12 protein-coding genes are annotated in these 12999 nt (G+C 48.8%); 6 read left to right on the forward strand and 6 right to left on the reverse strand.

Annotated elements, in window-relative coordinates; genetic code table 11:
• The first annotated feature begins 75 nt into the window (after positions 1-75).
• Entirely contained in the window at positions 76-1422 is a 1347-nt protein-coding gene (locus LZP69_RS07990; protein ID WP_234199723.1) for an NCS2 family permease, read from the forward strand.
• A 291-nt stretch (positions 1423-1713) separates the two neighbouring features.
• Here the strand turns inward: LZP69_RS07990 and LZP69_RS07995 are convergent, their stop codons facing one another.
• On the reverse strand, positions 1714-2991 hold the full coding sequence (locus LZP69_RS07995) for a YjiH family protein (protein WP_267962041.1): 1278 nt from the start codon (positions 2989-2991) through the stop codon (positions 1714-1716).
• A gap of 424 nt (positions 2992-3415) precedes the next feature.
• On the opposite strand from LZP69_RS07995, the gene LZP69_RS08000 reads away from it, so the two are divergent.
• The gene (locus tag LZP69_RS08000) at positions 3416-4138 is read left to right on the forward strand and encodes a DUF998 domain-containing protein (RefSeq protein ID WP_234199727.1); all 723 of its coding nucleotides are present in this window, start codon (positions 3416-3418) and stop codon (positions 4136-4138) included.
• Positions 4139-4147: 9 nt separating this feature from the next.
• On the opposite strand, the gene LZP69_RS08005 is transcribed toward LZP69_RS08000, so the two are convergent.
• On the reverse strand, positions 4148-5014 hold the full coding sequence (locus LZP69_RS08005; protein ID WP_234199728.1) for a U32 family peptidase: 867 nt from the start codon (positions 5012-5014) through the stop codon (positions 4148-4150).
• A 24-nt stretch (positions 5015-5038) separates the two neighbouring features.
• Positions 5039-6040 (reverse strand): ubiquinone anaerobic biosynthesis protein UbiU, encoded by a 1002-nt coding sequence (gene ubiU / locus LZP69_RS08010; RefSeq protein ID WP_234199729.1) that lies wholly within the window; start codon positions 6038-6040, stop codon positions 5039-5041.
• Between the two features lie 174 nt (positions 6041-6214).
• On the opposite strand from ubiU, the gene ubiT reads away from it, so the two are divergent.
• Positions 6215-6727: a ubiquinone anaerobic biosynthesis accessory factor UbiT gene (gene ubiT / locus LZP69_RS08015; RefSeq protein WP_234199730.1), complete on the forward strand. Its 513-nt coding sequence runs from the start codon at positions 6215-6217 to the stop codon at positions 6725-6727.
• A 125-nt stretch (positions 6728-6852) separates the two neighbouring features.
• On the forward strand, positions 6853-8070 hold the full coding sequence (locus LZP69_RS08020; RefSeq protein WP_234199731.1) for an SVAGG family GlyGly-CTERM protein: 1218 nt from the start codon (positions 6853-6855) through the stop codon (positions 8068-8070).
• Positions 8071-8137: 67 nt separating this feature from the next.
• Here the strand turns inward: LZP69_RS08020 and LZP69_RS08025 are convergent, their stop codons facing one another.
• On the reverse strand, positions 8138-8395 hold the full coding sequence (locus LZP69_RS08025) for a YfhL family 4Fe-4S dicluster ferredoxin (RefSeq protein ID WP_234199732.1): 258 nt from the start codon (positions 8393-8395) through the stop codon (positions 8138-8140).
• Positions 8396-8409: 14 nt separating this feature from the next.
• Positions 8410-9774 carry a prephenate-dependent tRNA uridine(34) hydroxylase TrhP gene (trhP, locus tag LZP69_RS08030; protein WP_234199733.1) on the reverse strand — a complete coding sequence of 455 codons (1365 nt, stop codon included), beginning with the start codon at positions 9772-9774 and terminating at the stop codon, positions 8410-8412.
• Between the two features lie 249 nt (positions 9775-10023).
• Here trhP and LZP69_RS08035 point away from each other — a divergent pair, with 249 nt between their 5' ends.
• Together LZP69_RS08035 and LZP69_RS08040 are read left to right on the forward strand one after the other, a co-directional pair.
• On the forward strand, positions 10024-10866 hold the full coding sequence (locus LZP69_RS08035; protein WP_234199734.1) for an HDOD domain-containing protein: 843 nt from the start codon (positions 10024-10026) through the stop codon (positions 10864-10866).
• Between the two features lie 79 nt (positions 10867-10945).
• Positions 10946-12457, forward strand: a complete 1512-nt coding sequence (locus tag LZP69_RS08040) for a putative bifunctional diguanylate cyclase/phosphodiesterase (RefSeq protein ID WP_234199736.1) — start codon at positions 10946-10948, stop codon at positions 12455-12457.
• Positions 12458-12539: 82 nt separating this feature from the next.
• Here LZP69_RS08040 and LZP69_RS08045 read toward each other — a convergent pair whose 3' ends face one another.
• On the reverse strand, positions 12540-12968 hold the full coding sequence (locus tag LZP69_RS08045; protein ID WP_234199738.1) for a thioesterase family protein: 429 nt from the start codon (positions 12966-12968) through the stop codon (positions 12540-12542).
• Positions 12969-12999: the final 31 nt, after the last annotated feature.

Raw genomic sequence — 12999 nt, forward strand, 5'->3', positions numbered from 1 at the left:
TCACCCGCTGTTTAAGTGGGGCTCTAACTTGCCACAGCCTTCCAAATTAAGAGATCAAAAATAAGGTAACTCTATATGAAGTCTGATCAGGCTGTCCCTCTATCTCGTTCTACGCTCGACCGTTATTTCTCTATTTCTGCCAGAGGCAGTTCAGTAAAGCAGGAGGTGATAGCGGGTTTCACTACCTTCCTAGCCATGGTTTATTCCGTGATTGTTGTTCCTAACATGTTAGGTGTCGCAGGCTTTGACACAGGCGCTGTGTTTGTTGCCACCTGTTTAATTGCCGCCTTTGGCTCGCTGCTTATGGGGCTGTGGGCAAACCTGCCTATGGCGATTGGCTGTGCTATTTCGCTAACCGCCTTTACCGCTTTTAGCATGGTGCTGGGACAAGGGATCTCTATTCCTGTCACCTTAGGGGCGATTTTCATGATGGGTGTGGTGTTCACCCTTGTGAGTGTAACCGGCATTCGTCAGTGGATCTTAACTAACCTGCCAAAAGGGATAGCCCACGGCACAGGAATAGGTATCGGTCTGTTTCTGCTATTGATTGCGACCAACAGTGTGCACTTGATTGTGGCAAACGATGCGGGGCTACCTGTGAAGCTGGGGGATATCCACAGCTTGCCGGTTCTGGCCACTATCGTTGGTTTAGCGGCGACAATCGGCCTTGAGCGTCGCGGCGTGCCCGGTGGGATTTTGCTGGTGATCATCGCCCTGTCTGTGTTCGGCCTGATTTTCGACCCAAGCGTAACCTATCAAGGTTTCTTCGCCTTTCCCGACTTCTTTTCTGATACCTCGTTGATAGGCCAGTTAGATATCATGGGCGCCCTGAATCCTGTCATTCTGCCTATCGTATTGGCTCTGGTGATGACAGCCATTTTCGATGCCACAGGTACAATCCGCGCGGTTGCCGGACAAGCCGAGCTGCTGGATAAAGATGATAATATTGTTGGTGGCGGTAAGGCGTTAACCTCAGATTCTGTCAGCAGCGCCTTTGCTGGCGTAGTTGGCGGTGCACCTGCCGCTGTGTATATTGAATCGGCTGCGGGTACGGCCGCGGGCGGTAAGACGGGCTTAACCGCTACCTTAGTGGGCGTGATGTTCCTGCTGATGATGTTTTTAGCCCCACTTAGCTACCTGGTTCCTGCCTATGCGACAGCACCTGCTTTGATGTATGTGGGCCTTCTGATGCTAAGCAATGTTACTAAGCTCAATTTTGACGATAAAGTCGATGCCATGTCGGGCCTCACCTGCGCCGTGTTCATTATTCTTAGCTGTAATATCGTGACAGGTATTATGCTTGGCTTTGTGACCCTAGTTGTGGGACGTATCTTCAGCGGCGAGTGGCGCGCAATCAAGCCGGGTGTCTTGGCTATTACTCTCGGCCTGGTGGTCTTCTATCTGGGGGGGTGGGCGATTTAACCCTTAATCGAAACACATTAAATGAAAGGTGAAACTTAAGGTTTCGCCTTTTTTATTGGACTTTGCTGATGGACGCAAGCTCAAGCCGTAAGCCATGAGCCACAAACAGAAAGCCGTAAGCTAAGCTTAGTGAGCGTTTAGGTTATGTTTCTAGAGCCTATCGAGGCTAAGCAAGTGAATAAAAAAGAAACCAGGTTTGGTTGAATATGAGATAAAAAAATCCCATCCCTTGAATAAGGGATGGGATTTTTATTGTTCTAACTGGTTAGCTTATTGGCTTTTATCAATAAGCTAGAAGATCAGGTGGGCAAGACCTGCGATAACCGGCAGGGTGACCAGGGTTCTTAAGATAAACACCACAAACAGCTCGATGACGTTTACCGGGATCTTACTGCCAATCAGCAGCGCACCCACTTCGCTCATATAGATAAGCTGAGTCACTGACAGGGCCGCGATAATAAAGCGGGTCATATCAGATTCGATAGAGCTTGCCAGAATCGAGGGAATAAACATATCGGCAAAGCCAACCACTATGGTTTTCGATGCTTCGGTGGCCTCAGGCACCTGCAGCAGCTCCAGCAATGGAATAAATGGCATACCTAAGTAGTCAAAAATCGGCGTGTACTCGGCGACGATCAGGGCGACAGTACCTATGGCCATCACGATTGGGATCACACCGAAGATCATGTCGATGACATTTTTCAGACCATCTTTAATCGTATGGGTAAAGCCTGCCGACTTTTGCGCCTTGAGCATGGCTTGCTCAAATCCCCAGGAGATAGCACCTCGGCCATGGGGGATCACTTCATCATCGGGATGACGCGGCGTTTCATCGATATAGTTATCTTTCTTCCAGGAGAGCGGAGGCAGCTTAGGCACGATTATCGCGGCAGCAACCCCAGCCAGACAGACAGTCAGATAGAAAGGCACGAACAGGTGCTCAAGCTTGACTTGTGAGATCACCACTAAAGAGAAGGTAATGGACACAGCCGAGAAGGTGGTGCCTATCACGGCCGCTTCTCTTTGGGTATAGAAGCGTGATTCATACTGCTTGCTGGTCATCAGGATACCAACACTGCCATCACCAAGCCAAGAGGCCATACAGTCGATGGCGCTGCGACCTGGCAGGTTAAATACAGGGCGCATCACTTTGGTCAGCAGGGTACCAAATAGCTCTAACAGGCCGAAATTGAGTAGTAAGGGCAGCAGCATACCGGCAAAGATAAATACGCAAAATAGTACAGGCAGCAGATCGTTCAACACTAGCGCACCCGTATTACCCGAGTGGATAGCCTCAGGGCCGATTTCGCTATAGGTTAAAACGATAAAGATGGCGCCTAAAACCCGAACTAATGTCCAGATGGGACTGACATTCAGTAAGGCCGAGGCAAACTCATGTTTTAGTATGAATGCGGGTTTAAATAGCTTACAAATCAGAGTTGCAATGGCGGTGAACACCACTATCAAGCAGACGATTAGGGTGATGGCATCGCCAAGTAGATTTTGCAGACTCTTAGAGACGATGGCGATAGGAATCGTTATCGCATCCTGATAGCTGACTGGGGTCATAAACAACAATAACCCTACCAGTGACGGGATCAGAAAAGTCAAAAAAGTTTTAATGTTAAATGATTGTTTTTCAGCCACTTTGTTAGCCTTAATTTATTGCTGCCTGTTAACGGCGATAAATTGTCAAAATTCATGTAAGAATGGTGAATATCCATTCATTTGCAAGCGGGCAAGATTACTCCCTAAACTTGCGGTTGTAAAACCTTTATCTTAGTTCAATGATGAGAATTGTTAACTAGATACTTATTATGAGTTTTTGACTAACTATGTCACTGAGAAGGCCACTGAGAAGTGTTACTCCTGTAGTAAAACAGCGAATCTTTACCCTCATACTTATCCATAACTAGTGTTAAACCCTAAATTTTTGTAAAAAATATGCGCTGGAGCGCTGCATTAAAAACAGATTCGAGATATGTTAGGTATTATGAATGAAATTGATTATAAAGGGATCATGAATCCAAGAGAGCGAAAATTATCGAGACTTGCGTTTAGGTTCGGCTTGCTTGGACTCTTTGGTCACCTGATTGGTTTAGTGATCGCCATGGTGGGGTTTAGTGATTTCACCGGGGAAGGCTTTAGCTTCTTAAGCTACAGCCTGAGTGAGCTGGGTCAATATAGTCATTCACAACTTGCCGTTGTCTTTAATGGCGGTCTGTTTTTTGGCAGTCTTAGCCTGGTGTTGTTTTGCCTGTTTTCGGTGCAAAACGGCGATAGTCCCTGGCTCTTTCCCTGTTTATTTATCGCAGTATTGGCGCTCTTATCTTTGGCGATAATCGGTTTATTCCCTATCAATGTTTACCACCTGCACAAGCTGGGGGTGGAATATTTCTTCCATTTTGCCGCCCTGAGTGTGGGTTTGTATCTTGTGTATCTGGCTAAACGTGCCAAACAGCCCAAGCGGTTTGCGATTCGTGGCAGTTGGGTTATCAGCCTGCTGAGCTTAGTTATCTTCGCCCTGTTTATTGCCCTTGCTCATGTGGATATCGGCCTGGTTGCCGATGGTCGCTGGTTTTACCATGACATGACCATGGTGGAGCCGCGTCCTAACATCTGGTGGCCTGCAGTGCTTGAGTGGTTGTCGTTTTTTGCCTTTATGTTATGGCTGCTCTCGCTGGTATGGAGCCAGCGAGAAGCCAGAAGAGGATAGCAGAGCCGATTAAGTCGCGTGTTGATTTAATCCGGCTTGATTAAACCAATAGCCGTTACAGGAGTCCTGGCTGAGATGTAACTGCAGATCCCCCAGGTTGGCCGCGATATCGATTGACGCCATGGAGGCAGGGGAGACCCTGAAATAATCGACTCCCATGGCCAGCATCTTATCTTGTTGATTTCGTAAGTCGATAAGGCTGGCCGATTGGGTTTGAATGCCGTTAAGACGCAGCAAGGATTGCGATTCCTGAGTTTGCACTAACACCCCTTTAGGATATTCGATACACACAGTTTTACAGCCATCTTTGCTCAGCCCTCGGTTACGTGCGGTGAAGCAGCGAGCTGAGTGCGCCAGAGACATGTAGCCATGACCAAAGACCTCAACCTCGACGGTTTTGCTCTGAGGATTGGGATTCAATTCACTTATTACATGTTCGAGCCAATCTTTAGATAACTCCAGCGGCATAACAAAGCGCTGCATTCCCCAAGAGGCCAGTTTCTTCAATGTGGCGGCATTATAGTTATTGACGCTCGGGCCACAGATAAAGGGCAGGCCTAAGGACTTTGCCACCTGAACTGCGCCCATATCGTTGGCTTCAATCAAAAACTCGCCATTTTCTACCTGAGTTTTTAAGGCGGTAAATTCAGATTGGGCTTCGATCAGCGTCAGGGTAGATAACACTACCTGCTTGCCCGCTGCTTTGAGCATCTGTGCTAAGGCTAAATAGTCGCTGAATTTTACTTCCCGGCGGCGGCTGCAGACGGTTTCACCCAAATAAACCAGGGGAATGTCTGTCTCGGCAACCTTTTGATAGAAAGCCTCAATTTCGGCTTTGGGCCAGCAATATTGAATTGGGCCTAGTGCGGTTTTCATTGCAACTCCTCTACTACTCTTATGCTATTGCCAGGCGCGCTCATAAGCCCCAAGTGTGGTGACCTGTCCTTCAGACACCTTGGCTAGCGCCTGATCCCATTGCGCCTGAGTTGTGTAGGCCTGGGGATCATTTAAATAGGTGTCTATCGCGCTGCGCCAGACTCGGGCGACCTGCTCCACATAGGCCGGACTGCGCTGACGTCCCTCAATCTTAAGAGAGACCACCTTGGCCTTGGCCAGCTCTGGCAGCAAACTCAAAGTATTGAGGCTGGTGGGTGACTCGAGCCTGTGCTGAGGCTGAGTATCTTCCTCTGTGATGTAGCGCCCCTTACAGACCACGGGATAACCCATCTGCTCATCGAGATCGGACTGGTCGATAAGCACATTGTTTAATCTGGTTAGCCTTTGGTTGCCCTGTTCCTGCCAGCGAACATCTTTGGCTGGCGAACAGGAGCCGCCGGTATTGGGCGATTGGCCTGTGACGTAGGAGGAGAGATGGCAACGTCCCTCTGCCATGATGCACAAACTGCCAAAGGCGAAGACTTCCAGATCAACTGGGGTGACTTTTGCCAGATCCCGCACCTGTTTCATCGACAGTACCCTGGGCAGTACGGCGCGCTCAATATTGAACTCACTCTTATAGAGGCTTAACGCTCCAAGGTTAGTGGCGCTGGCCTGTACCGATAGATGCAGCGGCAGATGGGGATAGCGGCTGTGGGCATAGTCCAGCAGCGACAGATCGGCCATGATCAGGGCGTCGACACCTGTGTTGGCGGCAAGATCGATCGCTTGATACCAGCGGGACTCCTCGCCGGGCTTGGGAAAGGTGTTGATGGTCAGAAAAATCTTCTTATTACGCTGTTTGGTATAGTCGACCGCCTGGGCTAATTTTTGGGGCGTAAAGTTCAGTCCGGCAAAGGAGCGGGCATTGGTATCATCCTTTAACCCCAAATAGATGGCATCGGCACCGGCATTGAGTGCGACCTTAAGTGATGCAAGATTCCCTGCTGGGCATAAGAGTTCCATGGCAGCCTTTTATCGTTAAAATGTGCAGTGTAATGGCATTTGCTGAGCTAAATCTTGATGTAAAACAGGTTTGAGATCATAAAAGGGCGGTAAAATTTAAACTTTGCAAATTTTTGTTTAATAAATAAGCCAATAGCAGCAGTGATCATTGCCTCCTTGCTGCCAGGAGTTTTTATGCAAGACAAGTTATTGACCAGTGCGGCTAAACATCTGCTGCAGTATGGTCCCAAAGTGATAGCAAAACCGCTGACCATAGTGCCGTTTGCGATCAAGGCGCGCGTGATAGAGAAACTAATGGATCTGTTGCTGGCCCAGCAGGTTGAGGATGAGGAGTTAGACTTTTTAACTCAGCGTTGGGTCAAGATTGAGATTGTCGACATGGGCTTAAGTTTTCAGGTGAGCTTCGACAAGGGCTTTTGTGTGCGCGAAGCCGGCGAGGCCGAGGTGAGTTTCAGCGCCCAGACCAAAGAGCTGGTCTTGATTGCTGCGGGGAAAGAAGATCCAGACACCCTGTTTTTCCAGCGAAAACTGGCCATCGAAGGGGATACCGAGCTGGGACTTGAGGTGAAAAACCTGCTGCTGAGCATCGAATTCGATGCCATGCCCGCCTTGATCCGCGAGAGTATCTCTCGCCTTGCTGTACTTCTGCAGCGACTCCAAAACCGCGCCGAGGCAAACTGGGCTTAAGTCGCCGTTTAGCTTAGTGCTGATGGGGAAAGTAAAAAGCGAAGCTTGTTTGGCAAACTTCACTTTTTATAGGGATTTTTTTAAAACAAAAGAAAGATAAAAATAGAGATAGGAAGTCTTATATTATGAAAATTAAACTATTTGCGCTTATCTTCGCTATGATGTTCTCTGTGGGGCTGAAAGCATCAGAGGTGGTTGATTTATTGGTAGTGGTTGAACCTGGGGTGTATGAAAACTTGAGTCAAGAGCAGTTTTCAAAAGCACTTAACAAACAGGTATTGATTGCTAACAGTGAGTTCAAGCAGTTCAATGTTGAATATAACATTAGCTCTGTGGTGACTTGGGATGACAATGGGATCTCTGATGCCATGAATCAAGGCGATTCATTGGCTGGGGTGCTGGGTCATTTGATGTATTCTATCGGTGAAACAGAAGCCAGTTTTGATGAAGATTATTTTATTTGGGCTGGAAAGTTCAATCAAAAAATCAAATCTCTGGTTGATTATTATCACGCTGACAAGCTGGTTTTTGTGAGTCGTGATACTACGGGAAGCACTGGTGGTACATTGTTAGGTCGAGGTTTCCAGAATAAAGGGGTGTATTTGGCCTCTGAATTTTTGGAAAGCGATCCAATCACGTTAGCACATGAGCTGGGTCATACCTTTGGTTTAGGCCATACATCGAATGAACAATGTGATACTGCTGTTTATTTGATGTGTCAGGGTTCATACATTTTCACAGTAGAAGAGAGTGTGGGTTTTACTGTGGAAGATGCCCAACGTGTAGAAGGTGTTATGAATCGTGATCCAGAATATCTTTGGGATGATTATTCAGAAGCCTTTTGGGTTGGTGATTACAGCGAACGTCAGACCTATGATGCTAATGTAGCATTGTCGGTTGTGGATAGTGTGCTGAATTACGGTGTGAACGAGACTGAGGTTGTGTTGTCGCTGGTTGATGCGAATGGTGTTGAATTGCCATTAACGAAAACCGCTTCGATTGATCTGTATGTTGAAGGTCGCGGCGCTGATGGCACGAACTACTACGATGACGCTGTTTATCAAACAGTCACTTTCGCACCAGGGGAAACCACTAAACGTATTGATTTGGCGGTTGAACATGGCGATAGCCAAATGGTGTTAAACGTAGGCGCTCGTTATGGCGTATCACTAACGGATTCTAACGTTGCTACCGTAACCGTTGAGGCTGTACCAGCCGATAACGGGAACGATAATGGCGATAGTGGGGATTCAGGCGATAGCGGCGAGAAAAGTAGCGGAGGAAGCTTAGGTTTCTTGTCTCTACTGCTCTTAGCTTGCTTTGGTCGTAAAAAGCGAGTCTGATTTAATTTAAAAAGGCCAACGGAGTTGGCCTTTTTAAATGTTTTCTGTTTAGTACTCTTTCAGCAGGTTACGCTATCGGCTTGCCTGTGAGCAGATGGTATTTGACCAATAGCGCCTCTTCAGACTCCTGATGGGCTGGATCCAGGTCGATGCAATCGATAGGGCAAACCGATACGCAGGTGGGCTTATCATAGTGGCCGACACACTCAGTGCACAGGTTCGGATCTATCTCATAGATCTCCTCGCCCATGGTGATCGCCTGGTTCGGGCATTCAGGCTCACACATGTCGCAGTTGATGCAAGTGTCGTCGATGAGTAATGCCATTCGCTTATGTCCGCCTAAACAGCTTGATGGGGATTACGGGTGTTTTGCCCATGGGTTAAGTTGCGCATCAACAGGGCTTTGTCTATTTCAACTTCCTGAGGTACAGGTAAGAAGACGAAATGCCCGGCTCCCAGGCCCGCCTCGACGCTTTCGCCTTTACGATTTTCCAGGTGTTCTATGGTGAGATTGATATTGCCCTGTGGCGTCATCAGCTCGACACTGTCGCCCACGGAAAACTTGTTTTTCACATCTATCTCGGCCATGCCTTTGTCGTTACGTCTGCCGGTGAATTCACCGACAAACTGCTGGGTGTCGCTGATCGAGTAGCCATAGTCGTAGTTCTGGTATTCGTCGTGCACATGGCGGCGCAGGAAGCCTTCAGTGTAACCACGGTGAGCCAAGCCTTCGAGCTGATACATGAGCGCCGGATTGAATTCACGACCCGAGGCCGCATCTTCAATTGCCTGGCGGTAGAGCTGGGCAGTGCGCGCCACATAGTAGAAAGACTTAGTTCGCCCCTCGATTTTCAGCGAGTCTATGCCCATCTTAGTCAAACGCTCTACGTGCTGGATGGCGCGCAGATCCTTGGAGTTCATTATGTAAGTGCCGTGCTCATCTTCGAAGGCGGGCATATATTCACCTGGGCGTCCCGCTTCCTGCAGCAGCACCACGTCCTTGCTCGGGGCGCCCTCGCCAAGGGTGGGGTTAAAGCTTTGCACCTCTGGATTGACGGCGACAATATCGCCTGTTTCTGTCTGCACCGCTTCATGGGCATCATATTTCCAGCGACAGGCGTTAGTGCAGGTACCTTGGTTAGGATCGCGCTTGTTAATATAGCCCGACAGCAGACAACGACCGGAATAGGCCATGCACAGGGCACCGTGGACGAAGACTTCCAGTTCGATATCGGGGCAGCGTTGGCGGATCTCTTCAATCTCATCTAGCGACAATTCACGAGACAGAATAACCCGCTTAATGCCTTGCTGCTGCCAGAATTTTACCGAGGCCCAGTTAATCGCATTGGCCTGTACCGACAGATGCACAACCTGATCGGGGAAGGCTTCACGCACCATCATAATCAGACCGGGATCGGACATGATCAGCGCATCGGGCTGCATATCCACCACAGGTTTCATATCGTCAATATAGGTTTTTAACTTAGTATTGTGGGGCGCTATGTTGCTCACCACATAGAGCTTCTTACCTAGGCTGTGGGCTTCTTGGATCCCGGTTGCCAGGTTTTCCATTTTGAAATCATTGTTACGCACCCGCAGGCTATATCTTGGCTGACCGGCGTAAACAGCATCGGCGCCGTATGCAAAAGCATAACGCATATTTTTAAGCGTCCCAGCGGGAGACAGTAGCTCAGGTTTAAACATGGTTTCTCTCAAGTCATGGATATCATCATGGATATCAACTAAGTTGGGGCGGGCATTTTACTCAATGGAAGGAGACTTATGCAAATTAGAAACTGTTTATTTTCTACCCATGCCCAAGTCACAGAAAAAAATCTGCCTGCCTTTGAATAATTTTAAACAATTTATTTACCAAAAGCGTGATTTTTAGCATCATCGACAGCAAGCGTGCTAATAGTGCTGATATTAGCGGATTGAATTTAAGGAGTATCAATGTCTAACGAGCATCAATTACTGGTCGGGTTACTCAAGAAGTTAAAGGCGGATGCCTTAGTATTACCCACCTTGCCCGAAGTGGCGATGCGCGTGCAGGAAGTGGTGTCACGGGAAGAGTCCAGCCCAAAGCAGGTAGCCGATATTATTGGCCAGGATGCGGCCATCTCAGCCCGGATCATCAAGGTGGCTAACAGTGCCATATATAGTCGGGGGATCAAGGCGGAGAATATCACCAGTGCGGTGACCCGTATCGGTTTAAATCAGATAAAGTCTATTGCTACCTCAGTTGCCATGGAACAGCTGTTTATATCCACCAATGAGATGGTGTGGGAAGTGATGGATGAAGTGTGGCGCGCCTCTATCGAGGTGACTTCGGCGGCCTGTGCCTTACTGCTGAAATATAACCAAAGCCACCCAAACAGCGGCTTGAACTATGATACCTTAACCCTTGCGGGCCTAGTGCATAATATCGGTGCCTTGCCGGTACTGACGGAGGCGGAGGCCAATCCCTCGTTATTTAACGATATCGAGCAGATGCGCGCCTTAGTGCGTAAGATGCAGGGCCCTATTGGCCGAGCTGTACTCAAAAGCTGGGATTTCTCGCCTGAGGTGATGGAAGTAGTGGAGCGTTGGGCCGATCTGCCCTATTTTTCGGAGCAGGTCTCCTATGTGGATTTTGTTAGCGCCGCGGCCTTTTATGTGGGCGAGTTACGTTCCGGCGAAGAGCTAGACTCAAGGTTAGCCGTGTTTGCTGAGCGTGGCTTGCCCGTTACGACTGAGTATTTGGGCAGCGAAGCGTTTCTCGAGATTTTTCATTCGATTAAGGATAGTTATCAATAGAATTAAGTCTAAGTTGTGAGCCGGGCTTATCTCTGCTAATAATTAAGCTTCACTTTTCCCTTAATTATTAAGGTACTGTGTGGGTAAAACGGAACTAATCTGGATCATTGCTTATATCTTGGTGATTGGCATCGCTGGAGGCCTGTGGGTTTTCTGGCATAGACGAGCTGAACTTACGTTTCTGAAACGTCTGATCCTTCAGCTTCGTCGCCAGCACAAGGTGAGGGCGCCTTTGACCATCAGCCCGGTTCCTTATCGCTATCTTCCCCTCTATCTGCAACTGCAACAGCTACTGGATCACCTGCCGCCGCCTTTGGGGCGCGATAAACTCACAGGACTCATTAATAGGGTCGGACTGAAATCGACCCTGACCCACATGATGCCCGTGACCCAGGGAACCTTTGTCCTAGTGGATATTTATCGATTTCGTTATGTGAACGATCTGTTCGGCTTTGGCTTTGGTGATGAGTTGTTGCTGGCATGGAGTAAAAGGTTAAAGTCACTGATCAGTGCCACAGAGCTGCTAGCGCGGATGAATGAAGATGAGTTTCTTATCTACTATAAGCAGCCACAGGGTGAGGCTCAGCTGAGCGTACTGCAATATCAGTTGCAACAGCCGATCAATATTCGCGGCACTGTCATCAATCTGCAGGTGCAGCTGGGGTATCTGGATCTTGCCAGGCATCACAGCGATGTTAGCCAGATGCTCAGGCGCTTGGATCTCGCCATGGTCCGCGCCAAGAGCAGCTCCAATTTAATCGCCAGTTACCGCGAGGGCGACGATATCAGTCAGCATAGACAGCTGACCATCATCAGCAGTTTTCCCGGCGCATTGAAAAACAATGAACTCTATCTGGTTTATCAGCCCAAATATGATCTCAGTAATGGTCGCTGCGCCCATGCCGAGGCGCTGATCCGTTGGGACAGCCCTGAGCTTGGCCGTATCTCTCCGGGGGAGTTTATTCCTTTGCTTGAGTGCGCCGGTATGATCCGCATGCTGAGCCAATGGGTGATAGAAAATGTACTGAAACAGCAGCAGCGCTGGCAAAGTAGCGACATGGTGATGCAGGTGGCTGTGAACTTAGCGATCGATGATCTAAGCAGCAAGCGCCTGACTGAACTGATTCTAGGGCTGTTAAAACATTACGGTCTAAGCGTCGATATTCTGGCAATAGAGGTGACAGAGAGCCAGTTGATGACAGATATGTCGCGCACTGTTTCTGTGCTCAATCAGCTAAAACGCAGCGGCATTAATGTGGCGATCGACGACTTTGGGACTGGCCATTCATCCCTAGCCTATTTAAAGCACCTGCCTATAGACGAGGTTAAGATAGATAAGACCTTCCTTACACAGATAGAGAGCGACCATCGCGGCCAGCATATCTTAAGCAGTGCTATCGAACTTGCTAAAGGCTTAGGTTTTTCGGTCACCATAGAGGGGGTGGAAACCGAGCAGGTGTTCTCCCTGCTGGTGGATATGGGGGTCGATAAGGTGCAGGGCGACTTGATAGCCAAGCCGATGACGGCCGCCGAACTGGAGATGAACTGGGGCAGTATCAACCGTCCTATTGTTACGCACCAAAGCGCGTAACTCCTAAGAGCGGCGCTCATGTTAACGGCAATTAGGTTAACGGCAATTGAGCTAGCGGTGCCAAAATGAGCGGCGCCAGGCTTTAAAACTGCTGTTTAAGTGCGTCGAGTAAATCCGCTGTCATAGGGGCGAGCTGGCGCTTTTTGTTCATACACACCATCTCGATATGAGCCGTGACGGCCGCTTTCTTGCCGTCAGGTCGCCAGATCTCCTGTTGCCACAGGGTGCGGTATTTACTCTCGACACTAAAACGGGTCCTGACATCCACCACGTCGGCGAATTCGACCCCATCATGATAGATGAGATCGCTGCGATACACGGCGAAGCCCAACTCCTGCTGCTGCCACAGCTGTGCCAGCGTCTTTGCGCCTATCACATGTTCCCGGGCGCGCTCGAAATATTTCAAGAAATTGGGGTGATAGACCACACCGGAAAAATCGGTATCTTCATAATAGATTTGAACCGGAAAGTGAAACCAGTTGCTCCATTGAGCTTGGGGGCTGCTACTCATTCTTGTCTCAGGCGACTTGGCAAATGCCCCG

It is taken from the genome of Shewanella sp. AS1, assembly GCF_021412565.1.
Lineage (GTDB): Bacteria > Pseudomonadota > Gammaproteobacteria > Enterobacterales > Shewanellaceae > Shewanella.

Bases quoted from the DNA above. Each gene is read 5' to 3' on its own strand.
- trhP (WP_234199733.1), bottom strand. From the start codon at position 9,774: ATGTTTAAACCTGAGCTACTGTCTCCCGCTGGGACGCTTAAAAATATG.
- LZP69_RS07990 (WP_234199723.1), top strand. From the start codon at position 76: ATGAAGTCTGATCAGGCTGTCCCTCTATCTCGTTCTACGCTCGACCGT.
- ubiU (WP_234199729.1), bottom strand. From the start codon at position 6,040: ATGGAACTCTTATGCCCAGCAGGGAATCTTGCATCACTTAAGGTCGCA.
- LZP69_RS08035 (WP_234199734.1), top strand. From the start codon at position 10,024: ATGTCTAACGAGCATCAATTACTGGTCGGGTTACTCAAGAAGTTAAAG.
- LZP69_RS08020 (WP_234199731.1), top strand. From the start codon at position 6,853: ATGAAAATTAAACTATTTGCGCTTATCTTCGCTATGATGTTCTCTGTG.
- LZP69_RS08025 (WP_234199732.1), bottom strand. From the start codon at position 8,395: ATGGCATTACTCATCGACGACACTTGCATCAACTGCGACATGTGTGAG.
- LZP69_RS07995 (WP_267962041.1), bottom strand. From the start codon at position 2,991: ATGACCCCAGTCAGCTATCAGGATGCGATAACGATTCCTATCGCCATC.
- LZP69_RS08045 (WP_234199738.1), bottom strand. From the start codon at position 12,968: ATGAGTAGCAGCCCCCAAGCTCAATGGAGCAACTGGTTTCACTTTCCG.
- LZP69_RS08000 (WP_234199727.1), top strand. From the start codon at position 3,416: ATGAATGAAATTGATTATAAAGGGATCATGAATCCAAGAGAGCGAAAA.
- ubiT (WP_234199730.1), top strand. From the start codon at position 6,215: ATGCAAGACAAGTTATTGACCAGTGCGGCTAAACATCTGCTGCAGTAT.
- LZP69_RS08005 (WP_234199728.1), bottom strand. From the start codon at position 5,014: ATGAAAACCGCACTAGGCCCAATTCAATATTGCTGGCCCAAAGCCGAA.